Below are 24,242 nucleotides of genomic sequence, written 5' to 3' on the forward strand. Positions count from 1 at the left end.
ACGCCCCCTTATTCCTGCCTCAGAGCATAAGATCTGAATCTTCTGGCAGAGTACGATTCCCTTCACCAAGTTTCATTTGCAGCAAAACCGTGTCAAGCCAGCGGCCATGTTTGAAACCAATGTCTTTTAATGTGCCTATTTCAGTAAATCCTGTGCGGATATGAAGCGCAACAGAAGCGACGTTAGCGCTGTCACCTACGACAGCAATCATCTGACGATATCCCTGGGACTCGGCCCATTTTAATGCATGATTGAGCAGTGCTTTTCCGACGCCCTGGCGCTGATAAGTCGGATCAATATATATCGAATTTTCAACTGTAAACCGATAGGCATGGCGTTCGCGGTAACGGGAAATATAACAGTAGCCGATGACCGTATCGCCATGCAGAGCGACATACCAAGGAAATCCCCGAGACTGAATGCTCCTCAGTCGGTTAAGCATTTCCTGCGTATCCGGAGGTTCGGTTTCGAAGCTACCTGTACCATGCAGAACATGGTGAGCATAGATATTGCGTATCGCGGTAATGTGCTGTTCTTCAGCATTAATAATGTGCATCGTGTTACTCCAGTAATGATGCTTTACAAGCTACCGGAATTCGCGACAGAAGGTTAAATACTTAAACTTATAGCCTGTATAAGTAAAAGTTTGACTGCAGGAAATGGGGCCGCAGCCCCATCTTTTAGCCTGCCATTTTTGCCAGCAGAGCTGCACCCACTGGTTCTTCATTCTGCAGCGGTGTTAATGCAATACGCTCTGCAAACTGCTCTGTAACGTCATTTATCAGAGGCAGTTCGCGACTGGCTCGGGTTACGAGGAACGGTGAGGACGGTTTCGCAGCAGCCAGACTGCTATTGATTACCCATGCCCATGGTTCAATTTCAGCACGACGCAAATCCTGCTGCAGGTTTGCTGCTTCCAGTACAGGTGTCGTTTCGGCAAGCGTCACGATAATCACCTTCGTCTTCTCCGGGTCCTGCAATAGCATCATTGGTGTCAACAAATTGTCATGCGTTTGCCCCATCTGGCGCACCATTTCCCGGTGATAGGCTCCTGTTGCATCCAGTAGCAGAAGCGTGTGACCTGTTGGGGCTGTATCCATAATGACAAAATGGTCGTCTGCTTCTTTGATGATCCGAGAGAATGCCTGGAAGACGGCGATCTCTTCAGTGCATGGTGAGCGGAGGTCTTCCTCAAGCACCGCCAGCCCTTCTGCATCTAATCCTTTGCCCTGATTTTCCAGGACAAAGCGGCGATAACGTTCTGTCTCTACCTTCGGGTCGATACGGCTGACCTGAAGATTGGGCAGCGAGCCATCCAGTGTGTAAGACAGATGTGCTGCCGGATCGGATGTAGTCAGGTGGACCTTATGACCACGTTTCGCCAGCGATACCGCGACTGACGCTGCAATGGTCGTTTTACCTACACCGCCTTTACCCATCGTCATGACCAGCCCATTGCCAGTTTGGCTCAGTTCATCAACCAGTGAAGACAGTTTCGGTAAATCCAGAACATTCAACGTGGTATCAGGGAGAGCCGGTGCGGCTTTGCTCTGGGTAAATAGCTCCCGCAGGGCTTCCAGGCCGACCAGGTTAAATGGCTTCAGATACAGCTGCGAGCGGGGAAGATTAGCCAGATTATCAGGCATTGCCTGTAATGCTTTTTCTTCCCGAACCAGAATACTTTGCGCCAGTGGGTCATCCTCACCAGCAAACGGCGGCAGCACACCATTGATGGCAAGGTGTTGATGCTGCAAACCAATAGCAGAAAGCTCATCGTGCGTATGAGAAACCTCTTTCAGCGTTGAAGCCTGAGCTCGGGCAACCAGCACTAAGCGTGTGAGAGCTGCGTCGGACAGCGCTTTAACCGCATCGGAGTACTGGTGCTGTTGTTTCTCAAGCCCTACCAGAGGTCCAAGGTTTGCAGCGGCATCAGGGTTCGCTTCGAGATAACCGCTCCAGGCTCCCGGCAATTCAAGCATGCGGATGGTGTGACCGGTTGGCGCGGTATCAAATACGATATGGTCATATTTTTCCCGCAGCTCATGATTGGTCAGCAGACCAGTAAACTCATCAAACGCAGCGATTTCTGTGGTGCATGAGCCGGAGAGCTGCTCTTCAATACTGCTGACCACATCGGCTGGCATCAGCCCGCGAACCGGGTCGAGCACGCGGTCACGATAAGCCTGTGCTGCAGCCATCGGATCAACTTCCATAGCGGCAAGATTTTCTACGGTACTGATATCTGTGATTCGGTGGCCGATAGTCTGGCTAAATACCTGGCCGACATTGGAAGCCGGATCGGTACTCACCAGAAGCGTTCTCTTACCCTGATCGGCCAGCCATACCGCAGTAGCACATGCCAGGGATGTTTTACCCACACCACCTTTGCCAGTGAAGAAGATGAACGGGGGAATGTCTTTTAAAAATGGAATATTCATCAGTAATAGCTCCTCTGGAATTAAGGCATGCGTGGAATGCTGCAGCAGCGTGGTTGCGTGCTGCCTTCACTCCAGTCCTGAGTAAGCGGAATACCTGCCCAACGGGCGATATCTTCACGAGTTGGCAGTTTGCCTGCCATCACTAGCTTGCCGTCGAGCAAGGTGACAGGAAGGGACTCCATCCCTGATGTGTTCAGAAACTCTTTAATGACAGGCGTATTCAGGAACTGTTGCGGGTTCTTTGCAAGGCTGTAGCGCTGAATATCAACGCCATTTTTTTTCGCCCATTCGGCGCTGGCGTTCCATTTGATGGCTTCGTCGCTGACCACAACGCTACTGGTTGCGCAGCAGCCTGCTGCTTCAAAGATCTCAATATTTGACATGGACTGTTTACCTCAGTGTTTAGTCGATTGGCTTTACACTGAGGTAAACGAAGATGGTGGGAAAAAGATGCGCGATTAATTCATTTTTTTGTGGCAGCAGACGGAAGAAGTGTCATCCGCCTCAATTTGGCAAAGTTCTGTCATCGCTTCTTTCAGGTGCTTTCTGGCCCGAAGTAGTCGAGATTTAAACGCCGTAAGCGTGATTCCCAGTTCATCGGCCAGAGACTGCTGGGGACGCCGGTTAAGGTCGGATTCTTCAATCAACCACCGCTCATCCTCAGGTAATGCCTGTAATGTTTCAGGCAGGCAAATACCCAGCGTTGAGATTGCCTCAGGGGATGCGTCAGTTAATGGGGCATCTTCTTCCAGCTCAACGAAATCCCTGGCGGTGCGGTACTCATCAATCAGCAGGTTCCTCGCAGCCCGGTACAGCCAGGCTCGTGGATTCTCCATCTCACAAAAACTGTCTGAATGAGCGCGGGCACGCAGGAATAGCTCTTGCAGAAGATCTGCTGCTTTTTCGCTATCGCCTGTCTTCGATGTCAGAAATCGAGCGAGTTCGGCTTCATGTTGCCGCCAGAACACGCTCATGCAGTTGTTGAATGCCGTTACATCACTCATACCAGCCCTCAAATTTTGCTCTGATTAACTCGCCGGGAAAGTTCTTCTGCCGACTCTTTTCGTTCGCTGTAGCGATTAACGAGATAGGCTGAGTTACCTCGGGTCAGCAGAGTAAATTTCACCAGTTCTTCCATTACATCTACGATGCGGTCGTAATAAGACGACGGTTTCATTCGTTCATCTTCATCAAACTCCTGCCAGGCTTTTGCCACAGAGGACTGATTCGGGATGGTGATCATCCGCATCCATCGGCCAAGAATACGCATCTGGTTTACGGCATTGAAAGACTGAGAGCCACCGCAGACCTGCATAACGGCCAGCGTCTTACCCTGAGAAGGGCGAACAGCGCCTTCCGAAAGTGGTATCCAGTCAATCTGGGCCTTCATGATGCCGGTCATCGCACCATGGCGTTCAGGTGAACACCAAACCATCCCTTCGGACCAACGAACCAGCTCGCGCAGTTCCATAACTTTAGGATGCGTTTCAGGTGCATCGTCAGGAAGAGGCAAGCCAGATGGATTGAAGATCCGCACCTCTGCGCCCATGGCAGTCAGCAACCTTGCTGCTTCCTCTGTTGCCAGTCGACTGTATGAGCGTTCACGTACAGAGCCATACAGCATCAGGATACGGGGAGGGTGGGGAATTGCAGGTACGTGGAATTTTGCCTCTGTGATGGAGGTATCGAACAGGCCTGCATCAACATTCTTAAGTTCAGTGGGCATATTATTCTCCGACGTCGTTATTGGTATTGTGCAGTCCATCTGCGCCTGTGCAACATTCTTCCGTCAGAAAGGCAATCAGCGCACTAAGTTTTTCATAGCAGGCATGGCAATACAGAGTTCTTCCCTGACGTTCCTGACGAACCAGCGATACTGATATCAGGGATGAAATATGATGACTCAGTGTCGATGCTGGGATCTCAAGTTGCTTCTGTAGATCGCCCACGGGCAGGCCCTGAGGCCCTGCTTTGACCAATTTTTTGTAAATCCCTAGCCTTGTAGCATGCCCAAGTTCTTTCAGCACCGTCGACGCACTGATAAGTTCCATACTCGTTCTCACAATCAATGATTCTATATTTCTAGAATAATGGAAATGTTTTTTTTCTTTCAACCTTCAATCTGTCTGGTTGGGGAGTTGTTGAGAGCGGCTAAGTAATCGTTGCGAGCCATCATGTTTGTAGGACTAATGTGTTGGATGGATTAAGCTCTTTCCTTTGTCTAACGCTGCTTTTAGCGCAAAGTGAACTTCAGAACTTCGCATACCAAAGAAGATAAATAATTGTATAACGTTTGCTATACATGAATATTATGCTATCTTTGTAAAGCAAATGCTATACAGAGGTGTCTCATGAAATCAGATGTTCAACTTAATCTTAGAGCAAAGGAATCACAGCGGGCGCTCATTGATGCTGCTGCGGAAATTCTTCACAAATCACGAACAGACTTCATCCTGGAAATGGCCTGTCAGGCCGCTGAGAACGTGATCCTCGATCGCCGGGTCTTTAATTTTAACGATGAACAATATGCCGAATTCATCGACATGCTTGATGCCCCTGTTGCAGATGATCCTGCCATAGATAAACTGCTGGCAAGGAAACCTCAGTGGGACGTGTAACAGTACCAGAACCTTTATCCAGCTTTCATCAGGTGGCGGAATTCGTTTGCGGTGAAACTGTTCTGGATGACTGGTTAAAGCAGAAAGGCCTCAAAAACCAGGCTCTCGGATCGGCCAGAACGTTTGTAGTGTGTAAAAAAGACACGAAACAAGTAGCCGGTTTTTACTCTCTGGCCACCGGGAGCGTCAACCATACAGAAGCGACAGGCAATCTTCGGCGTAACATGCCCGATCCCATCCCTGTTATTATACTTGCCCGTCTTGCTGTCGATCTCTCTTTCCGCGGAAAAGGGCTTGGCGCTGATTTACTTCATGATGCAGTGCTTCGTTGCTATCGGGTTGCCGAGAATATTGGTGTACGTGCAATCATGGTTCATGCACTCACCGAAGAAGCTAAAAATTTCTACATTCACCATGGTTTCAAACCATCACAAACTCAGCAACGGACATTATTTCTTAAACTCCCTCAATAGAACGCGAAGACTATTACGCTCAAAGCGCCGGGAGCGAGAATCGGATGGTCCGTCTAATGTTAATTCAGTAGAAACGCTTCACGAAAGAAGATGACGAACAGTTATTGATGAGACTGTAAGGCGAAAGGAAAGAAACGGCGGGATGGATAATTCGAGTACGGAATACTCTATTTAGCGTTAGCTGGAAACAAAAAAGAGCCCATGTATTCAATGGACTCTTTCTCTGATGCCTCGGTTAATCTGTCCAACTTTTTGGGGTCAGTACACCCACGAGGCCACCTGTATGCCTAGACAACATCAGGATAGCCTCTTAGATGCCGCAAGGCAAGGAGATGTATGGGTCCTGTTAACACCAAGCTGTAATGTCCCCTTTGAACCATTCTAAAATGTCCCCAGACAATTCTCTGGGGGATTTTTCATGATCAAAGAGACTGTTACGATGAGTCATAAGGAACTCGACCGACTTCACATTATTCAGGAGTCACTTAATCGCCATATTACTCAGGAACAAGCTGCGGCACGCATTGGCATTTCTATTCGGCAGGTTAAACGTCTGGTGCAACGGTATAGAAATGAAGGGCCTTCTGGTCTAGTTTCCCGCCGACGTGGAAAGCGTCCCAATAATTCCTTTTCTACCGAATTCAGAGCAACAGTAATTTCACTCCTCAAAGGCCGCTACGCTGATTTTGGACCTACGCTTGCGTGCGAAAAATTGCGCGAGATACACGGCTTGTGTTTATCCATTGAAACTCTCAGGAAGTGGATGGTAGAGGAGGGCATATGGCGCGAACGTCGTCGTAAGTTTGCCCGAATTTATCAGCGCCGGATGCGGCGCCCATCCTACGGTGAACTCATCCAGATTGATGGCTCGCCTCATGACTGGTTTGAAGGTCGGGGCCCCAAATGCACACTGATAGTCTTTATCGATGATGCTACCAGCGCTCTGATGGCGCTACGATTCGCTCCTGCAGAAACAACCCGGGCTTACATGGAAACCCTCCGGGGTTACCTTAATGATCATGGCGTACCACTGGCTCTCTATTCTGACAGACACAGTATATTCAGAGTAAATAACCCGGAGCGGGAAGGAGAGTTGACTCAGTTCACACGTGCGATAAAGACACTGGGCATCGAGCCAATCCATGCCAACAGCCCGCAGGCAAAAGGGCGGGTAGAGCGTGCCAATCAGACACTGCAGGACAGGCTGGTCAAAGAAATGCGGCTTCAGGGTATCAGTGATATTGAAACAGCAAACGCATGGTTGCCGACCTTTATTGAAGCCTATAACAACCGGTTTGCTACGCCGCCTCGTATTGCTGATAACGCCCATCTTGATGTACACCATTCTGAAGAGGAACTGGGTTATATCTTCAGCCTCCAGGCGAAGCGCGTTCTCTCCAAAAATCTCACTTTCCAGTACAAAAGCAGTGCGTTTCAGATTCGCAGTGAAGGCCGGGGATATCGACTTCGGCATTCGGTTGTCACGGTATGCGAAAGCTTTAACGGTGAAATTAAGGTTCTGTATGATGGGAAAGCGTTGGGATGGGAAAAATATGTTGATGGCCCGGAGCCTATACCACTGGATGATGAAAAAAGTGTCCATGAACGTGTGGATAATGCCCGTTTTGATTTACGCTCAAAATTCTACGTAAAACCTAAAGCTGACCATCCTTGGCTCACGCGCCGCACGCAAAGTAATCAGCAAGTGAAGCCCCCTAAATTACCCAGAAAGAAGGCTGATCCCGATAAAATGGACTGAAACCAGGCGTTATTCAGTTGAGTGCATATCCAGTCATAGGATAGATTCTTACGTAGCGTTTCTGGCGTGCATTTTCGGGTGGTTTGTTACTGTTTTTAACGGGGACACGTCAGAAACGCGCTCAGGCCGTCTGAGCGGTACGCGTAATGCGGCGTTATGGTAAATAGCCTATGCTAATGTCCGCTAAGAGCGAGAAGCGGACGTTTGGTTGACGAACTATATATATAAAAAAACATAGCCCGTCAGAATTGTGTTTTAGGGTTTGCTGATAACTGCAACATATAAAATTGAACCATCATTTTCATGGCTTACCGGTCCACTGACCCGTACCAGGTCCTGAGCATCGAAGTGCTGCCCGTTCCAGACTTTCTGCGGGATGCGGACTTTGATGGTACCGGTTGGGTCGCGGAACGTATACCACTCGTCCTGCTGCTGGCTGACAACATTGCCTTCCAGTGTGATCCACGCCCCTTCGTGCATTGACGATACGATCTGAATCCGGCTTTGACTATTCTCCTGCTGAACTTTATGACCGGCATACATGTGCTCAGTGACGACAGGCTCTTTCTCTGCGGAGAAGCCACCTTGCGCTGCCAGAGCAGGAATGGCGATGAACGAAGTGAGTAACACTCCGGTGACGAACTGACTGAAATATTGTTTTTGCATAGCAGATTCCATTTATAATTTTACATCCCCCATGGGGGATATTGTCGATGATAAATGAGCGGCTATAAAAGCTCAATTCCTATCCCCGGCAGGGGGATAAAAATATGATGGGCTTCAGAAATATAAAACCCACCGGTTGGTGGGTTCAGGCGTGAGATTCATACAGGAGAAAATCAGCTCGTTACGCCGATCCAGCCGTGATAGCCCATGTAAATGCCGACAAGTGCAATCAGTACGCTTGAGAAGTATGGAGCCCGCCGCGCCAGCGTATCCAGGCCACTCCAGCGTTTGGTTGCCTGACGAACGCTGAAAGCCGCCGCTGCGCCCACTGAAACCAGCGTGATCGCTAAACCGATGCTGAAACACAGTACCAGCGCGGCACCGAGCGTAAATTCCTTCACCTGGATGCAGAGCAGCAAAACGGTAATGGCTGCCGGGCAAGGAATAAGGCCGCCGGTCAGGCCGAACAGGATTATTTGTCCGGTGGTTACGCTGCGATTCGCAAAACGTTTTTTGATGTCGTTCGCATGCGCTTTTTCGTGAGCATCCTGATATTCGCGAGAATTAACATCCAGACCTTCCAGCGAGGAATGATCGTGGTCGTGTTCATGTTCACGGAATTCCACATCATAATCATGCACATGGCCGCGATGGCCTAAAGACAGGCGAACATCAAAGCTGTGTGGCTCCGGGATCGCCAGGGCCGATTCCATAAACCCGTCTTTTTCGACGAAATCAAATACCTGTGAAAATGTCCCTGGACCACGGTTGGTCACCAGAGAAATGTCGCGAGCTTCCCATTTCTTGCCGCTGAGCGAGCGTAAACGCCAGTGAGGGGGTTGTCCTTCTTCGAAAATCGAGAGTTCAACGCTGCCATGGCCCGTATCGATGATGCGGGTTTCGTCATGATCGTGATGACCGTGGCTGTGTTCCTCTTCCTGCTCCATCTTCCACAGCTTTTCGCCGCGCCAGGTTCGCCAGAACATCCATGCCGCCGTACCGAGAATGATGACGGCGGAAATCAGCTGAAACCAGGGTTCGGCTGATTCAGCAGTGAATTTCTGACTGATATACATTCCGCCGAACGCAATGAGCCAGACAACAGACGTATGAGAAATTGTCGCGGCAAGCCCCAGTAATACCGCTTGCTTGACCGTTCCCCGGATGGCCACAATAAAGGCGGCCATCATCGTTTTGGAATGCCCTGGCTCCAGTCCGTGAAGCGCACCGAGCAAAATAGCGCTGGGGATGAACAGCCAGGCATTGGCCACGCCTTGCTGTAAAAGAGTGGAAAAATCAGTCATGTTTCGCTTGCCTTAAAGATATTTAGTTATCTCTTTAAATTCGCTAAGCGTCTTATCAGACTCCGTGTGGTCAGCATGAAGGGCATCCTCCAGGCAGTGATCCAGATGGTCATGAATTAAGGTACGCTTCGCATTCGTTATCGCCTTTTCCACAGCGTGCAGTTGCTGGGCGATATCCAGACATGCTTTCTCATCTTCGAGCATCTGGATGGTACTTTTCAGGTGCCCTGCGGCACGTTTAAGTCTTTTAATAATGTCAGGGTGTGATGCATGAACGGTCATGGTTTATCCTCTCCAGGTGGAAGGGATAAGATAATGTGTATCAACGCCATGGTCACACTTTTTATCGGCTTATCCTCTCCTGATACGTTGTCTTTTTTTGGGAAATTACTTCTCTTTCTTCGGCCAGGACGGATGTTCATCGTCAATGACGAAATCATGCTCATGGGTCGATTCGTTGTTTGTTTCCGGGTCTTTGTGGCTGTGAACCTGAGCGTACACTTCATGCTCAGGACGCCAGATAAGTACGGCGGTGACCAGCGACAATGTTGCCACAACAGTCAGGGCGATGAATGAAGCCTGTGTCCCCCATGCCGCACCAACCCATCCGGCCAGCGGATAAGTCACCAGCCAGCATGAATGTGACAGTGCAAACTGGGCGGCAAACAGCGCCGGTCTGTCTTCCGCTGTTGACGAACGGCGCAGCAGGCGACCACCCGGTGTCTGAGAAAGTGAATAGCCCACCCCCAGCAGTGCCCAGAGCACAACCAGCGTGATGTAATCCTTCAGGAAAATGCCTGACCCCAGGCCAATGACTAAAAGCGCCGTACCTGCAAGCATCGGCATACGGTCGCTCATGTTGTCGAGGAGTCTGGGGAGAACCAGGGCCGATACCATGGACCCCACGCCGAAGAAGGCCAGCGCAATAGCGGTAGACCGCTGTGAGAAACCAAAGTCCGCCTGAACCAGAACGACGGTGTTGACGATAACCATTGCACTCGCTGCCGCTACGGCCATGTTGAGTGCCAGCAGGCCGCGCAGTCTGGGCGTTTTCAGGAAGATGCGCATACCTCGTGTAGTTTTGTCATAGATGCTGCGTTTGACCGTTAACGCTTTCATCTTCGGCAGTGTCACGGAAACAACCAGAGCTGCTGAAGCAAGGAACCCGACTGCCGTACCGGCAAACAGGTTGTGGAAACTCATGACCGTCAGCAGTGCAGCCGCCAGCATAGGGCTGATGACGCTTTCAAGATCGTAGGCCAGACGTGACAGAGACAGCGCCCGGGTATATTCACGTTCGTCAGGAAGAATATCCGGGATAGTTGCCTGGAAAGTAGGCGTAAACGCCGCCGAGGCAGCCTGAAGAATGAAGATCAGGATGTAGATTTCCCATATCTGGGTGACAAAAGGCAGCGTGATAGCCACGAGAGCGCGAACCAGGTCCAGTGTTACCAGCATGGTGCGACGCGGGAATTTATCGGCAAAAGCCGCCGCCACGGGCGCAACAAGAATATAGGCGCTCATTTTGATAGCCAGCGCGGTACCCAGCACTGCCCCGGCTCTGTCACCTGCGAGATCGTAGGCCAGTAACCCTAACGCAACGGTCGCCAGACCGGTGCCAATAAGGGCGATAACCTGTGCCATAAACAGGTGGCGATAGGTACGATTAGAAAGAATGTTGAGCATCAGGAAATCTCTTGGTTTGAAATCACATCCCCCCCAGGGGGATATTCAAAGCATAGAGGGACCTGAAAAAAATGACAAGCTTTATCCGGGTGAGGAGGATACTGATTCGTCTGTTATCTTGGATGTTAAATAAAAAAGCTTCAGGTATCCCAGCGTTATACCTGAAGCAGCATAAAAAGTGTCGAAGGTGTTATCGCCGCTTCCCTGCGCAGCCCCTCCTGACGAGAAGGGAATTAACTCAGTTGTCCCAGACAGGTTTTCAGGCTCAACCGGGTGGCTTCAATATCACTATGGATAATGGTGCACCAGTCATCACGGTTAGCCCGAATGACCTCCAGCCAGTTATTCAGTGCCTGATTAAACGCCATGGTTTTCTCGCGCTGCGGCCAGCTCATCTGGTTAGTGCTGTAAATGTCCTGCCCTGGCTGCGGCATTAGTACGGTTTGCTGCGTCGACATCCGGGAAGTCACCGGCCAGGTATCAGAGTTGCCATCCCAGGAAGGCATCACCGGGAAACCCGCTCCGCGCAAGGCCATATCCCAGGTGGCATCAAACAGGTATGTTTTGCCCTGTAGCTCAAAAGCCACAGTGTCATGAAATCCCTGTGTTTGCGGCAAAATTGCCAGAATATCCGCAGGTACAGGCAAATCAGCCCAGTCAAACCGCACCAGCTTTCGCTTTGCCGTAATGCCACCATCGGTCAGCAGTCGTTCGGCAGCAGCGGCTTTATGACGGCAGTCGCCAAAGCCCTGCTGAAACAGACTCATGCTTTCGCCATTCCATGCACCGAGCTGATAGGGTATCCGCCTGACCAGCTCAAAAATGGCTCTTCGCAGTTCAGTTGAGCCAGGTTTAAGCCCGAGCGACTGCAAAACCCAGCCCGGCGTTATCGCCTCTTGTTGATTGCGGCGGGTGTTTATTTTTTGCCATGTTTCACTGACTTTTTCAGCCAGAGAGGCTGCCAGGGTTTCCCCCGGCAGTAATGTTGTCATCAGCAACGCTCCTGTGGTGGTGAGAAAATGTCTGCGCGTCAACATATCGGGCGTTACACCTCTACGTTGCGACGAAGCGCCGACATAACCAGTGATTCACAGACCACTTCTTCATCCTCTGCCCGCTTTACGCCGGGGAAGACCATCTGACTTACCGGGGACGAACGAAGCCGGTGATAACGGGCAATCGCGCCATTCATTCCTCCCATTTGCTTACGTCTGACCAGCCGCAGTCCGTGCTCCCAGGCGACTTCATCCATCGCGCTCGCCAGAACAGGGTCATGGTTGAAGATCAGGACGCCATCCTCTTTCAGCAGGCGTGCAGCGCTGCGAAGGAAAGCCGTGTAATCCTGTTCGAAATAGGCCGCTGCCTGGGAGTAGATAATATCGACCTCACCTGCCTGAACACCTCTGTTTTCCAGCGCTCCCAGCCCGGCTGCTGTCACGTAAGGATGCTCAGTCACGCCTTTTGGCAGCGATGCATGCCACGGTGTGAGATTAGTGAAGTGCAGGAATACGCTTTCCCCAAGTTGCTCCCTGAACTCCCCGGAAAGCCCGGAAATCGTCGCCTGATGGCCGGCACATTCCTCAGCGCGAAAACCCGCCCAGGCGGCACCAATTTCCAGGAAGGTGACTTTCCCGTTTTTGTGGTGAATGTTTTTCGCATAGTGGGCGATGTCGAACCCAATTTCTCGCGCCAGGCGAAATGAACCGCCGCTGGATGTCCAGGGGCCATCAAAGCCAAAGGCAAGGATCGCTTTGAGCATCGAGCCCGTTTCCTGATGCATCATTTTCAGGAACGGAATGACTTTACGCCGTGAAGGAACCGGGACATTCGGACGCATTTTTTTGGCCTGAAGGTCGCGATTAACGCCCATGCAGAGCGTCTGCCAGTGCAGGGGATCAACACGATAATTGAGTGCAGTGAAATTACGCGCAATCTCTCGACGCGCCTGGATAGAGTCTTTATACATAGCCTCTCCGCTAAATCTGAAGTTGATTAAAGCCGGGCAGCAAAAACTGCCGGTAACAGCGATCAGATCTGGCGGATGCTGGGAGGACGGTAAATGATGTCCGTGGCCTTAACCGGGCTACGAAGATCGGCAAGCGGCAACCATCTGTCTGTTACAGGAGAGAGGGAAATCTCTACAGAGGGCGGCTGCTCAGGGGTTTCATGGAAATGGTCTGTCTGATGATGGCCTGCGTGGCCAGACTGAGGGATATCCGAATCGTGAGAGTGATCCTGCATTGACATGGTGACTTCTGCGTCATGCAGATTCATCTCGTAGCCTGTCAGGCCGTTTGTACCGTGCGACGCAAACGTCACCATCGACGACATCATCATGCCAATGGCCATGATGACGATCATCAGAACATAACGGGGCGAACGTTTAAACATCGGGTACATCGCTGATTGCTTTCCTCAATAGACAATGACAACGGTATAAAAAGATTAGCATCCCCCCGGGGAGGATGTAAGGGCTGGAATGTAAAGTCTTGTATTGGCGATATGAATAAAAAGGCCCGCATAATGCATCAGCGACCGGGGCGACCAGAATATAAGCAAGCATCTTCATTGCCAGCGCCGTTCCCGACTCCCCCTGCCCTGTCGCCCGCCAGCAGGCCCAGTGCAACGGTAGCAAGACCGGTACCGATAAGAGCAATTATGAGCACCATAAAAAGATAGCGATATGTACGGTTAGAAAGACTGAAAATATGTAGCAATCTCTACCATATGTATTAATCTCTACACTATGAAACTACATATCCTTATTCTGACACTGCCCACTGAGCAGGCCACATTACGTATGCGTGTCTGGCGGGCATTAAAAAATACCGGTGCCGCCATGCTGCGCGACGGCGTTTATCTGTTGCCTGAAGCGCAACAGAGCCATGAGATTTTTAACGAGATGAGTCGTGAAATCAGCGGTGAGGGAGGAACGGCCTTTGTTTTTGACGCAGAGACTTCCGACGAAGAGAAAATTCGCCCGTTATTCGATCGCTCTCAGCAGTACCTGATCCTGATGGAGAGCCTTCAGGTTTGTAAAAACGACCTTAATGAGGAAACCGCGGTCAGCCAACTGAAGATGGTAAGAAAACTTCGTCGCGAGCTGGATCGGATTGTGGCGATTGATTTCTTTCCTGGTGAAGCGCAGGCGCAGGCCATTTTTGCCTTGTCAGAACTGGAAGCTGGCATTAACAGGTTCATCTCTCCCGGAGAGCCTCATGCCGTCAGTGGCTTGCTGACACGGCTGAAGCCTGAGGATTTTCATAACAGGATCTGGGCTACGCGTCGCCGGCCATGGATTGACAGGCTTGCCAGCGCCTGGCTTATACGGCGTTTTATCGACCAGGATGCGCAGTTTCTCTGGCTTAAGGATGGCAACGATTGCCCGGAAGAGGCGGTGGGGTTTGATTTTGATGGCGCGACCTTCAGCCACATCGACAATCGTGTGACCTTTGAAGTGCTGATGGTCCGCTTCGGGCTGACGGGGGATGCCCTGAATGGTCTGGGGATGCTTGTGCATTACCTTGATGTTGGCGGGGTTCAGCCCCCCGAAGCCGCTGGCGTTGAAAGTGTACTGGCAGGATTGCGTGAAAGCATTACGGATGATGACACATTACTCACAGCGGCCTGTTCGCTGTTTGACGGTCTGTTAACGACGTTTGAAATGAGGTCCGGCCATGATGAACAAAACGGAGTTGCTGACGCTGGCAGAGGAAAACGTTAAGCCCAAGCCGGTCCCCCTGAAGGAGGCGTTCTGGTTCTGGATGAAGCTGGGTTTTATCAGCTTTGGCGGTCCTGCCGGACAGATTGCGATCATGCATCAGGAACTGGTCGAGAACCGGCGCTGGATTTCCGAGTCCCGTTTTCTCCACGCACTCAATTTCTGTATGGTGCTGCCCGGTCCGGAAGCTCAGCAACTTGCCACCTACATTGGCTGGCTGATGCACAGGACCTTGGGCGGAGTGATAGCGGGTTTGTTATTTATCCTTCCCTCACTTTTTATTCTTATCGCGTTGTCGTGGATCTATATCGCCTGGGGAGACGTTGCCATTATTGCCGGTATCTTTTACGGCATTAAACCCGCCGTGGCGGCAATCGTGCTGCAGGCGGCGCATCGCATCGGCTCCCGTGCGCTGAAACACGGTGCCCACTGGGCCATAGCTGCTGCGGCTTTTGTGGCCGTTTTCGCCCTGAACGTTCCTTTTCCCGTCATCGTTATTTCAGCAGCGATAACTGGCTTTATCGGCGGACGCATCGCGCCGGAAAAATTTCACAGCGGCAGCGGGCATAACAAACAGGAGAAAGCCGCCGTTGATGCTGCGGTTATTGACGATCATACGCCCGTACCGGCGCATGCCCTGTTCAGCTGGGCGAAACTGTTAAGGATTGTGGCAGCGGGTGCACTGCTCTGGCTTATTCCCATGACGGTGCTGACGCTGGGGCTGGGCTGGGCGCATCCGGTGACGCAGATGGGCTGGTTCTTTACCAAGGCTGCGCTCCTTACCTTCGGTGGGGCCTACGCCGTCCTGCCATACGTTTATCAGGGTGCTGTCGTCAATTTTGGCTGGCTGACTGCCGGGCAGATGATGGACGGGCTGGCGCTGGGAGAAACCACGCCCGGCCCGCTGATTATGGTGGTCACGTTTGTCGGATTTGTGGGCGGGTATACCCATGCCGTTTTTGGCGCGGATATGCTGTTTGTCGGCGGCGCCGTTGCCGCCTGCATGGTGACCTGGTTTACCTTTCTCCCGTCCTTCATTTTCGTGCTGGCAGGCGGGCCGTTTATCGAAACGACCCACAACAAGGCGGGTTTCACGGCACCTTTAACCGCCATCACAGCGGCCGTAGTGGGCGTCATTGTTAATCTGGGGCTGTTTTTTATCTGGCATACCGTATGGCCGGAAGGCGCAAAGGGAGGGATCGATATCCCTGCCGCCCTGATTGCCGTCGCCGCTGCGTTTGCGCTTTTCAGATTAAAATGGAAGGTTACGCACGTTATTGCCATGGCGGCTCTCGCCGGGCTGATACTCCGCCTGACCGGGCTGTCAGCTGTGTGAAAAGGGGCAGGTTATCCTGCCCCTGATTTATCAGATAACCCGTTTGATGTTCAGGTAGTCGCCGGTTGTATCAAGCTGGATCGTGATGGTCTCAGAACCACGATTTCGCCAGAACCAGCCATGTTTACCCTCGAACGCGGCCTGTAAAACGCCGTCTCCGGATGTGATCTGCCGGGCTTTACCATAGCCATGGTAGAAGCCTTTCGGGGCGTTGACCGGATCGCCGTGCGCATCCACGTTTACCGGTCCGGAACTTGTCCACTGATAGGTCACGCGGGCATCTTTGCGCATTTCCAGTTTAACTTCAGCAGCTTCGTTAGGCTTCAGGGTGATGAGCATCTGATGACGTTGCGAGCCAGCCGATGGTACTTCCGGCGCGCGCGTGGTCGCCGGAACGCTCAGCTCCGGGTAGGTGTTCTGCGTTATTGCCGGAGGATTATCCGGGATCGGTCGCTCATTAACTGGCGCAGCCAGCTGTCCTTGCTGAACAGCGCTGGCCTGATTATCGGCATCAGCTTCTTCGGCAAGCTGCGTTTTGATTTCTCCCATCTGCTTAAGCCCCAGTAAACGACCCACGCCAGTAGGATCAATGCCGTATTCCGAAGGCATGACGACGGTGATCAGCAGCGTCAGCGCCACGATGGCGGCGAGGATAGTGGACTGCATCAGTTTGATGGCAGAAGGTAATTCTGCGCGTGTTGGTAAATCAGCGTTGTACATTGTTTTGTCTCCCTCAGGCTAAAATGTAGCCACAAAGCTGGTAACTCATTAACAGAAATCCCGCGCTCATCATCACCACATTGGCGGTATAAGCGTGTCGGAAAAAGCTCGCCGTTTGCCGCCAGTAGCTCATAACGATCAGGATGGCGCTCAGCGCGAGCAGCTGGCCGATCTCAACGCCAATGTTGAAGGCAATCAGGTTGACAAACAGGCCATCGGGAGAGATTTCGAATTCCTGGATTTTGGTTGCCAGACCAAAACCGTGGAAGAATCCAAAGATGAGCGTCGCAAGCTTCGTGTTGGGCTGAACGCCAAACCAGCGCTGGAATGCCCCGAGGTTATCAAGCGCTTTATAGACCACGGACAGCCCGATAATGGCGTCAATAAGGTAAGCACTGACGCTGATATCAAAGAAGGTGCCGATGAGCAGCGTCGTTGAATGCCCGATAGCGAACAGGCTAACGTACAGCCCGATATCACGCATTTTGTAGAGAAAGAAAATCACCCCGAACAGAAACAGCAGATGATCGTAACCGGTCACCATGTGCTTCGCGCCAAGGTAGATAAACGGGATGATGTTCACCCCGGTGATTTCCTGGATGTACCCTTTGTCGCCTTCCGCCACGCCGTGCGCATACGCGCCCTGGCTGTAGAAAAGCAGTAACAACAGGAAAAACAGACAAGCCGAACGCGCCTGAGCTGAAAGCAGGCGAGCGCTCAACCGGCCCTGTGTATCAAGGCTGGTATACATAAAAATCCTTACATGTTGAATAATAACGAATTAGCAGAAGTTATTACGCAGACAGGATTCTCGGAGGGCGTTCGGGGGTGGACTGCGGCATTTGCAGTATTTGTTCTGAACTCAACGCATATATCACCCGCATGCCCGGATTCCATGCGTGCAGAGTAGGCAGAGCAAAGAGTTTATTCAGATCGTGGGAATGATCGGCATTGAGGTGATGCACGCTACCGTGGGAGTGAAACAACAATGGATCGTGCTCATTCAGTGGTTCATCGCTGTCGTGTTGATGGTCACTGATGGACGTTGTTTCCTGAACGCTGTATGCAGCCTGTGGCTTTGCCATAAACGAACTGCTCAGCACGGCAACAGCCATGATGATAAGCACGATTCTGGAAATGACTTCACGGCTGATAAACACAGTTAATGACCTGCCCCCACGATTAGATACAACACTCAGTTAGTAACGTCGGAATCTTCATTCTCAGAATGACCCTTTCTCCAGCCCGCTGCAAATTCAGACGGTGTCTGATAATTCAGCGTGGAGTGCGGGCGGCATTCGTTATAATCCTGCCGCCAGTCATTAATAATTTTCCTGGCATGAACGATATCGCTGAACCAGTGCTCATTCAAACATTCATCGCGAAATCGTCCGTTAAAGCTCTCAATAAATCCGTTCTGCGTTGGCTTGCCCGGCTGGATTAAGCGCAACTCAACACCATGCTCAAAGGCCCATTGATCCAGTGCACGGCAAGTGAACTCCGGCCCCTGGTCAGTTCTTATCGTCGCCGGATAGCCTCGAAACAGTGCAATGCTGTCCAGAATACGCGTGACCTGAACGCCTGAAATCCCAAAGGCAACAGTGACCGTCAGGCATTCCTTTGTGAAATCATCGACGCAGGTAAGACACTTGATCCTGCGACCGGTGGAAAGTGCGTCCATGACGAAATCCATCGACCAGGTCAGATTGGGCGCCGCCGGACGGAGCAGCGGCAGACGTTCTGTTGCCAGCCCTTTACGACGTCTTCTGCGTTTTACGCCCAGGCCACTGAGGTGATAAAGCCGGTACACGCGCTTATGATTAACATGAAGCCCTTCACGGCGCAGCAACTGCCAAATACGACGGTAGCCAAAACGCCTGCGCTCCAGTGCCAGCTCAGTGATGCGCCCTGATAAATGCGCATCAGCAGCCGGACGGTGAGCCTCATAGCGGCAGGTCGACAGGGATAAACCTGTAAGCCTGCAGGCACGACGTTGCGACAGACCGGTCGCATCACACATCAACATCACGGCTTCCCGCTTCTGGTCTGTCGTCAGTACTTTCGCCCAAGAGCCACCTGAAGCGCCTCTTTATCCAGCATGGCTTCGGCAAGCAGCTTCTTGAGTCTGGCGTTCTCTTCCTCAAGCGACTTCAGGCGCTTAACTTCAGGCACCTCCATACCGCCATACTTCTTACGCCAGGTGTAAAACGTGGCATCGGAAATGGCATGCTTGCGGCAGAGTTCACGGGCGGGTACCCCAGCTTCGGCTTCGCGGAGAATACTGATGATCTGTTCGTCGGAAAAACGCTTCTTCATGGGGATGTCCTCATGTGGCTTATGAAGACATTACTAACATCGGGGTGTACTAATCAACGGGGAGCAGGTCATTAACGGCATCCTGATGATACAAAGTAACAACGTGCGTAATGTATCCGCTATGCTGGCTTGATTTCAATAGTTGTTTTGAGTTTGGTTTTGTCTGAAATGTTCAACAAATCCTGCCGTCCACTTCTGGCACAAAGCGGACAGTGATCACCGTTCTTACGACTACTTTCTGACTTACTTCGTGACTTGCCCTAAGCATGTTGTAGTGCGATACTTGTAATGACATTTGTAATTACAAGGGGTGTAAGACATGGGTAGCATTAACCTACGTATTGACGATGAACTTAAAGCGCGTTCTTACGCCGCGCTTGAAAAAATGGGCGTAACTCCTTCTGAAGCGCTTCGTCTCATGCTCGAGTATATCGCTGACAATGAACGCTTGCCGTTCAAACAGACACTCCTGAGTGATGAAGATGCTGAACTTGTGGAGATAGTGAAAGAACGACTTTGTAATCCTAAGCCAGTACGTGTGACGCTGGATGAACTCTGATGGCGTATTTTCTGGATTTTGACGAGCGGGCACTAAAGGAATGGCGAAAGCTGGGCTCGACGGTACGTGAACAGTTGAAAAAGAAGCTGGTTGAAGTACTTGAGTCACCCCGGATTGAAGCAAACAAGCTCCGTGGTATGCCTGATTGTTACAAGATTAAGCTCCGGTCTTCAGGCTATCGCCTTGTATACCAGGTTATAGACGAGAAAGTTGTCGTTTTCGTGATTTCTGTTGGGAAAAGAGAACGCTCGGAAGTATATAGCGAGGCGGTCAAACGCATTCTCTGAACCAAAGCATGACATCTCTGTTTCGCACCGATGGTGACACTTCTGCTTTGCGTTGACAGGAGATGTATGGGTCCACCACATATTGCAATTTTTACTCTCACGTAAAATATAGTCCACTGGCGTCATCAGTTCGAGTGATTTATGTGGCCTTTTGCTGTTATACAGCACCAGATATTCAGCCATTCTTTGATTAAACAAATTCAGGTCCTCAAAAAGCAACAATTCATTGAATTCAATAAATTGTTCTCTAAGTGTCCGGTTAAATCGCTCACAGGTCGCATTCATTTTCGGTGTGTACGGATAGGTCCAGATGTGTTTAATCGAGGCTTCCTGTAGCGTTTTATCAAAGTTACCGAGGAACTCCTTACCGTTGTCAGTGACAACTTGTCTGATAGCGACAGGAAAGAGCTTTGTGGCCTTGCTGAAGAAATGGCTGGTAATATCGCTGTTGAGTGAAGGGACCGCAAGGGCCAGCGCATAGTCGCTGTGCTCGTCGATCATGGTAATGATATAGCGGCGTAGGTCCCCCATCCTGAGTTCAATCGCGTCCATCCCTATGAGTTCGCCTGTTTTTACCGGGCGGTATTGTTTTGGTCTTCTGGGCTTCACTGAGCGTTTTTTTATCAACCGGGCTTTGCCCCTGGCGCTGAGGCGTACGGGGATCATCCGCATTTTATCGTGAGCACCAGCAATGATTCTTCCAATGGTTGACGTGCTGGGACAGGTAAAATGCCGCGCTTCACACCATGGTTTCAGCCTGACAAAAATCTGCTCTTTGCCGAGATTGGGTAACTCAGTTCTCAGACGCCTGATCTCCTTGAGTGAAGTGGTCAACAAAAACTGGCCACCGCGTTAGAGTTTTTCCAGTATCGGTTTTCTGATTCGTTTGGCGGTAACCCACCATTATATTCGTGCGGTCTTAGTGCGCTGTAATATCCAACGATATAGTCCGTTATTGCGTGAGCTGCATCGCTGAAGCTTACATAGCCCGTCGCCGGCACCCATTCGTTCTTCAGACTCCTGAAGAAGCGCTCCATTGGGCTGTTATCCCAGCAGTTTCCACGCCGACTCATACTCTGCCTGATCCGGTATCGCCACAGTAACTGCCGGAACTGCCTGCTCGTATAATGGCTGCCTTGATCGCTGTGGAACATCACCCCGACGGGCTTACCACGGGTTTCCCATGCCATTTCCAGTGCTTTCATGGTGAGCCTGCTGTCCGGCGAGAACGACATGGCCCAGCCCACTGGTTTTCTTGCGAACAGGTCGAGAACAACGGCGAGGTACGCCCAGCGCTTACCCGTCCAGATATAGGTCACATCACCGCACCACACCTGATTTGGTTCCGTTACGGCGAACTGTCGCTCAAGATGATTCGGGATAGCAACGTGCTCATGACCGCCACGCTTATACCGGTGAGTCGGCTGCTGGCAACTGACCAGCCCCAGCTCTTTCATGAGTCTGCCAGCAAGCCAGCGCCCCATCTGGTAACCTCTCTGGGTTGCCATTGTGGCGATGCTTCTTGCTCCGGCAGAGCCGTGGCTGATGCCATGCAGTTCAAGTACCTGACTGCGTAATACAGCCCGTCTGCCGTCTGGCTTTTCAGGACGGTTTTTCCAGTATTTGTAGCTGCTGCGATGAACCCCGAACACATGGCAGAGAGTGGCCACAGGATAACGCGCCCTGAGTTTCCCGATTATCGAGAACTGTTCAGGGAGTCTGACATCAAGAGCGCGGTAGCCTTTTTTAATATTTCATTTTCCATTTCAATACGTTGTAGCTTTTTCCTGAGCTCACGGATTTCAATTTGTTCCGGGGTAATGGGGGAGGCTTTTGGTGTTTTGCCCTGCCGTTCATCACGTAATTGTTTCACCCATCGCGTCATTGTGGAAAGGCCGACATCCATAGCGCTGGCTGCATCTGCCACGGTGTAGTTCTGGTCAACGACCAGTTGAGCGGATTCGCGTTTAAACTCTGCGCTGAAATTTCTTTTTTTCATTATGACACCTGTGTTGTTCTGAGGTGAGCATATCACCTCTGTTCAGGTGGCCAAATTCAGTAAACCACTTCAGAGTACATCAGGATGCCAGTGCCTTGAACGGCGAACCAGAGGGGCTTTGCTTCTTGGAATTAGTGCTTCTGGACCACCGGTGCGCAGTAACCGGCGCCACCAGTAGAGTGTTCGCGTTGATACGTCTAAAGCATCAGCTGCGGCACGGATCCCGTGCTTATCCCAGAAGTTCAGAGCCTTCATTCTTAACTTCGCAATCTCGGGCATAAGAGAGTGTTTCATCGCATAAGCAGTTGCTCGGTAATACCCAAAATAGCCGACACCGATATGCTGCATCAACATCTGGCAATCCCTCCTTTAGTGTTCTGAGGCAATTGCAATATCTGTGTGAACTTACACAGGAGAAGAAGGCCATGAAACTGCCGCGAAACACCCTGCTCTGGTGCGTATTAATAGTGTGTCTCACACTGCTGATATTCACTTACCTGACACGGAAATCGCTTTGCGAAATCCGGTACAGGGACACGGACAGGGAGGTGGCAGCTTTTATGGCTTACGAATCCGCTAAGTAGCTAACCCCGGCGGGGGGAAACCCCCGCCATTCAGGGGCTGAGATTGTGTGGACATGCCTGAAGCGCCTTTATGAAGGGGTTGCCGGTTCGCCGGTAGCCCCTTTTTCCTTCCCGACGCGACCGCACGCCTGAACCTCCGGGAAGGGCTGTTCCCCTGCGGGGAACGGGGGAAGGGGGACGCGCCTTCGGCGCTGCCCCTCTGCTCCCTCTGCCTGATCCTCCCCCCTGCCTGTCCTGCCTGATTTTGTTGAATTCGAAACTCTGTGAGCTACCTGCTCATACCGGGCTTCAGCCTGGTGTGCCCGATGTTCTTTATCCCGGGCGTCATATCCGGCGTCCTGCCGGTTAACTTTCGCATCTGCAGCTCCGTGGCTATAACCCGAAAACAGGGCAGGGCGATGGCCCCCTTCGGCTCCCGGCCCGCGTGGCGGTCCGGTCGTCGAGCCCCACTCCGCCAGGTCGGCTGCTGACGCACCCGCCGGGCTCCGCCGAACCCGCAAGCGGTTTCGGGCTGACGCTAGGGTCTGATGGCTGAGGTCAACCCCCTGGCTTGCACCGGCCGGAGGCCGGGCCGCCCTGAGCGCGCCGGCGGAGCCGTCGCTTTAAGGCCGCCACGCCGTTCCGACGTGTCGGGTGCGTGCATCCTGTTCACCCGGTGAGGCCATCCCCCGTGCGTCCTCACGCGGAGGGCTGCTTGTAGCACCGTCGGGTCGTCATCCAAGGGGTGAAATGCACTCCGCCAAAACTTTTTGCGTGCCGCAAAAACTTTTGTCTCCGCCCCTTTCCTTCCGCCCTTCGCCGTTGCTCCTTTTGCCCTTTGCCGCGAGAGAACTCACCAGGGAGATGGACAACCATCACCACAGGAGAAAACCAGGATGCACACACAAAACGTCAACGTCAAAACCGCCGCTCCCGAATCTTCCAGGAAGATAGGGGGAAAAACCGTGTCGTACACGATCCTCGTCGCTGAGCAGAAAAAAAACTCAGCGGAGGAACCTGATGTTCTGGAGTTCAGCAGCCTGGCTGAGCTGAAGAAACTGCGCAGACGCTGCCCCGAAACGATGCGCTGCACCTATTTCTACGCCCTCAGCAGCGGCGTCGATAAACAGTTCCGCCATATCCATGTGGCTGAAGCTGACCACTTCAAACAGTTTGTGCGCCTGATCGCGCGTGCAGGTATCGACATTTAAACACGGTTCACCCCGTGCGGCAGCCGCCGCACGGAACCTCATAAGACAGGAGCCAGAAATATGAACGTTAACACCCCGGCCGCTGCACCAATGGCCTTTTTCGTTCCGTCCCATAACGCCGTTTATGACCGCGCAACCCAGCTGGAAGGGCAGTGGGTGACTCAGCGTGAAGCGATAACGCTGGAATCCCTGCGCCGTCTCTATCCGGATGCGGAGCTGATCCCCGCGACTCTGGTTCAGGAAAAGCAGAATGACGGCTATCGCCGTCCCTGGGTGGAAATCACCGGGGCCCGGTACATCGACCAGCTGGAAACGCTGCCGCCAGTGGACTGGTGCAGAGGGTATGGCGGGGAGTCGTTCAAATCGATGGAGTTTACGGGCGGGGATGTGACCGCAATTTTCGTCCGGTACGGCGCGCGTTTCTTTGAGTGCCATGACCTGCACACCCGCCATCACCGGGAGCTGATTGGCGACGTGATCGCCCGTTTCTGTCTCGATGCGCCGCTGAATTCCGCGCATTAAAAAAGCAGGGTTGCCCCTGCTTTCTCAACGCCGGGTAGCCGCAGCAACGGTGAACCGGCAATCA

General features: G+C 51.9%; 28 protein-coding genes and 4 pseudogenes. 10 read left to right on the forward strand and 22 right to left on the reverse strand.

What is annotated here, in order from left to right; genetic code table 11:
• Positions 1-19 precede the first annotated feature (19 nt).
• From ECL_RS26190 to ECL_RS26215, 6 genes are all read right to left on the reverse strand, one after another.
• Complete coding sequence (locus tag ECL_RS26190; RefSeq protein ID WP_013087166.1) at positions 20-556, reverse strand: GNAT family N-acetyltransferase; 537 nt, start codon at positions 554-556, stop codon at positions 20-22.
• A 124-nt stretch (positions 557-680) separates the two neighbouring features.
• Entirely contained in the window at positions 681-2,438 is a 1,758-nt protein-coding gene (gene arsA / locus ECL_RS26195) for an arsenical pump-driving ATPase (protein ID WP_013087167.1), read from the reverse strand.
• Positions 2,439-2,458: 20 nt separating this feature from the next.
• Positions 2,459-2,821, reverse strand: coding sequence for an arsenic metallochaperone ArsD family protein (locus ECL_RS26200; protein WP_013087168.1), 363 nt, complete (start codon positions 2,819-2,821; stop codon positions 2,459-2,461).
• Between the two features lie 75 nt (positions 2,822-2,896).
• Positions 2,897-3,442, reverse strand: coding sequence for a sigma-70 family RNA polymerase sigma factor (locus ECL_RS26205; protein WP_013087169.1), 546 nt, complete (start codon positions 3,440-3,442; stop codon positions 2,897-2,899).
• A gap of 8 nt (positions 3,443-3,450) precedes the next feature.
• Complete coding sequence (gene arsH, locus ECL_RS26210; protein ID WP_013087170.1) at positions 3,451-4,164, reverse strand: arsenical resistance protein ArsH; 714 nt, start codon at positions 4,162-4,164, stop codon at positions 3,451-3,453.
• Between the two features lies 1 nt (position 4,165).
• Entirely contained in the window at positions 4,166-4,489 is a 324-nt protein-coding gene (locus ECL_RS26215; protein ID WP_013087171.1) for an ArsR/SmtB family transcription factor, read from the reverse strand.
• Positions 4,490-4,789: 300 nt separating this feature from the next.
• Between ECL_RS26215 and ECL_RS26220 the strand changes: the two genes are divergently transcribed.
• The 3 genes from ECL_RS26220 (at position 4,790) to ECL_RS26230 (ending at position 7,288) form a co-directional block, all read left to right on the forward strand.
• Positions 4,790-5,056, forward strand: a complete 267-nt coding sequence (locus ECL_RS26220) for a type II toxin-antitoxin system TacA family antitoxin (RefSeq protein ID WP_012540086.1) — start codon at positions 4,790-4,792, stop codon at positions 5,054-5,056.
• Entirely contained in the window at positions 5,044-5,529 is a 486-nt protein-coding gene (locus ECL_RS26225; RefSeq protein ID WP_013087172.1) for a GNAT family N-acetyltransferase, read from the forward strand. The genes ECL_RS26220 and ECL_RS26225 overlap by 13 nt, the downstream gene beginning before the upstream one ends.
• Before the next feature lie 418 nt (positions 5,530-5,947).
• Positions 5,948-7,288, forward strand: coding sequence for an ISNCY family transposase (locus tag ECL_RS26230; protein ID WP_000589001.1), 1,341 nt, complete (start codon positions 5,948-5,950; stop codon positions 7,286-7,288).
• 255 nt (positions 7,289-7,543) lie between these two features.
• Here ECL_RS26230 and ECL_RS26235 read toward each other — a convergent pair whose 3' ends face one another.
• The 8 genes and pseudogenes from ECL_RS26235 to ECL_RS26270 all read right to left on the reverse strand — a co-directional run.
• Entirely contained in the window at positions 7,544-7,966 is a 423-nt protein-coding gene (locus ECL_RS26235) for a nickel resistance OB fold protein NcrY (protein ID WP_032072095.1), read from the reverse strand.
• 161 nt (positions 7,967-8,127) lie between these two features.
• Positions 8,128-9,258: a Ni(II)/Co(II) efflux transporter permease subunit NcrC gene (locus ECL_RS26240; RefSeq protein WP_004196366.1), complete on the reverse strand. Its 1,131-nt coding sequence runs from the start codon at positions 9,256-9,258 to the stop codon at positions 8,128-8,130.
• Positions 9,259-9,270: 12 nt separating this feature from the next.
• Entirely contained in the window at positions 9,271-9,540 is a 270-nt protein-coding gene (locus ECL_RS26245) for a nickel-sensing transcriptional repressor NcrB (protein ID WP_004196355.1), read from the reverse strand.
• A gap of 105 nt (positions 9,541-9,645) precedes the next feature.
• Positions 9,646-10,944 carry a nickel resistance membrane nickel efflux protein NcrA gene (gene ncrA / locus ECL_RS26250; protein ID WP_004196314.1) on the reverse strand — a complete coding sequence of 433 codons (1,299 nt, stop codon included), beginning with the start codon at positions 10,942-10,944 and terminating at the stop codon, positions 9,646-9,648.
• A gap of 233 nt (positions 10,945-11,177) precedes the next feature.
• A complete protein-coding gene (locus tag ECL_RS26255) occupies positions 11,178-11,936 on the reverse strand; it encodes a hypothetical protein (RefSeq protein ID WP_004196325.1) in 759 nt (252 codons plus the stop codon).
• A gap of 53 nt (positions 11,937-11,989) precedes the next feature.
• Complete coding sequence (locus tag ECL_RS26260; protein ID WP_004196315.1) at positions 11,990-12,910, reverse strand: methyltransferase domain-containing protein; 921 nt, start codon at positions 12,908-12,910, stop codon at positions 11,990-11,992.
• A gap of 62 nt (positions 12,911-12,972) precedes the next feature.
• Positions 12,973-13,344 (reverse strand): hypothetical protein, encoded by a 372-nt coding sequence (locus tag ECL_RS26265; protein ID WP_004196359.1) that lies wholly within the window; start codon positions 13,342-13,344, stop codon positions 12,973-12,975.
• 109 nt (positions 13,345-13,453) lie between these two features.
• Positions 13,454-13,661: pseudogene (locus ECL_RS26270) on the reverse strand (MFS transporter); the annotation flags it as partial.
• 29 nt (positions 13,662-13,690) lie between these two features.
• Here ECL_RS26270 and ECL_RS26275 point away from each other — a divergent pair.
• Complete coding sequence (locus ECL_RS26275) at positions 13,691-14,668, forward strand: chromate resistance protein ChrB domain-containing protein (protein WP_004196334.1); 978 nt, start codon at positions 13,691-13,693, stop codon at positions 14,666-14,668.
• The gene (chrA, locus tag ECL_RS26280; protein ID WP_004196363.1) at positions 14,625-16,001 is read left to right on the forward strand and encodes a chromate efflux transporter; all 1,377 of its coding nucleotides are present in this window, start codon (positions 14,625-14,627) and stop codon (positions 15,999-16,001) included. The genes ECL_RS26275 and chrA overlap by 44 nt, the downstream gene beginning before the upstream one ends.
• A 30-nt stretch (positions 16,002-16,031) precedes the next feature.
• On the opposite strand, the gene ECL_RS26285 is transcribed toward chrA, so the two are convergent.
• From ECL_RS26285 to ydfV, 5 genes and pseudogenes are all read right to left on the reverse strand, one after another.
• Positions 16,032-16,721, reverse strand: coding sequence for a hypothetical protein (locus ECL_RS26285; protein WP_013087175.1), 690 nt, complete (start codon positions 16,719-16,721; stop codon positions 16,032-16,034).
• Between the two features lie 13 nt (positions 16,722-16,734).
• Positions 16,735-17,472 carry a HupE/UreJ family protein gene (locus ECL_RS26290; RefSeq protein WP_008460272.1) on the reverse strand — a complete coding sequence of 246 codons (738 nt, stop codon included), beginning with the start codon at positions 17,470-17,472 and terminating at the stop codon, positions 16,735-16,737.
• A gap of 43 nt (positions 17,473-17,515) precedes the next feature.
• A complete protein-coding gene (locus ECL_RS26295; RefSeq protein WP_009651956.1) occupies positions 17,516-17,881 on the reverse strand; it encodes a hypothetical protein in 366 nt (121 codons plus the stop codon).
• Between the two features lie 35 nt (positions 17,882-17,916).
• A protein-coding gene (locus tag ECL_RS26300; protein WP_087451024.1) for an IS3-like element ISSen4 family transposase occupies positions 17,917-19,037 on the reverse strand; the annotation gives its coding sequence in 2 pieces (ribosomal slippage) (positions 17,917-18,779 and positions 18,779-19,037; 1,122 coding nt in all).
• A 196-nt stretch (positions 19,038-19,233) separates the two neighbouring features.
• Positions 19,234-19,332: pseudogene (ydfV, locus tag ECL_RS27820) on the reverse strand (protein YdfV); the annotation flags it as partial.
• A 24-nt stretch (positions 19,333-19,356) separates the two neighbouring features.
• On the opposite strand from ydfV, the gene relB reads away from it, so the two are divergent.
• Entirely contained in the window at positions 19,357-19,596 is a 240-nt protein-coding gene (gene relB, locus ECL_RS26305; protein ID WP_004196370.1) for a type II toxin-antitoxin system antitoxin RelB, read from the forward strand.
• Positions 19,596-19,883 carry a type II toxin-antitoxin system mRNA interferase RelE gene (relE, locus tag ECL_RS26310; RefSeq protein ID WP_000323025.1) on the forward strand — a complete coding sequence of 96 codons (288 nt, stop codon included), beginning with the start codon at positions 19,596-19,598 and terminating at the stop codon, positions 19,881-19,883. The genes relB and relE overlap by 1 nt, the downstream gene beginning before the upstream one ends.
• A gap of 66 nt (positions 19,884-19,949) precedes the next feature.
• Here the strand turns inward: relE and ECL_RS26315 are convergent.
• The 3 genes and pseudogenes from ECL_RS26315 to ECL_RS26325 form a co-directional block, all read right to left on the reverse strand.
• A pseudogene (locus ECL_RS26315) lies at positions 19,950-20,705 on the reverse strand (IS481-like element ISKpn28 family transposase); the annotation flags it as partial.
• A gap of 8 nt (positions 20,706-20,713) precedes the next feature.
• Positions 20,714-21,882 (reverse strand): IS3-like element ISEc52 family transposase gene (locus tag ECL_RS26320; protein WP_085929673.1). Its coding sequence is split into 2 segments (ribosomal slippage): positions 20,714-21,633 and positions 21,633-21,882, totalling 1,170 coding nucleotides; the frame shifts between segments, so codons are not numbered across the junction.
• A gap of 72 nt (positions 21,883-21,954) precedes the next feature.
• Positions 21,955-22,236 (reverse strand): annotated as a pseudogene (locus tag ECL_RS26325) (helix-turn-helix domain-containing protein); the annotation flags it as partial.
• A 71-nt stretch (positions 22,237-22,307) separates the two neighbouring features.
• Between ECL_RS26325 and ECL_RS26330 the strand changes: the two are divergent.
• The 3 genes from ECL_RS26330 (at position 22,308) to ECL_RS26340 (ending at position 24,178) form a co-directional block, all read left to right on the forward strand.
• Positions 22,308-22,466: a type I toxin-antitoxin system Hok/Gef family toxin gene (locus tag ECL_RS26330; protein ID WP_013087178.1), complete on the forward strand. Its 159-nt coding sequence runs from the start codon at positions 22,308-22,310 to the stop codon at positions 22,464-22,466.
• An 875-nt stretch (positions 22,467-23,341) separates the two neighbouring features.
• Positions 23,342-23,656 carry a hypothetical protein gene (locus ECL_RS26335; protein WP_044157807.1) on the forward strand — a complete coding sequence of 105 codons (315 nt, stop codon included), beginning with the start codon at positions 23,342-23,344 and terminating at the stop codon, positions 23,654-23,656.
• A 60-nt stretch (positions 23,657-23,716) separates the two neighbouring features.
• Positions 23,717-24,178 (forward strand): hypothetical protein, encoded by a 462-nt coding sequence (locus ECL_RS26340; protein ID WP_013087181.1) that lies wholly within the window; start codon positions 23,717-23,719, stop codon positions 24,176-24,178.
• The last annotated feature ends 64 nt before the right edge of the window (positions 24,179-24,242 follow it).

Origin of the sequence: Enterobacter cloacae subsp. cloacae ATCC 13047, from assembly GCF_000025565.1 — a bacterium.
In the GTDB taxonomy this organism is placed as follows: domain Bacteria; phylum Pseudomonadota; class Gammaproteobacteria; order Enterobacterales; family Enterobacteriaceae; genus Enterobacter; species Enterobacter cloacae.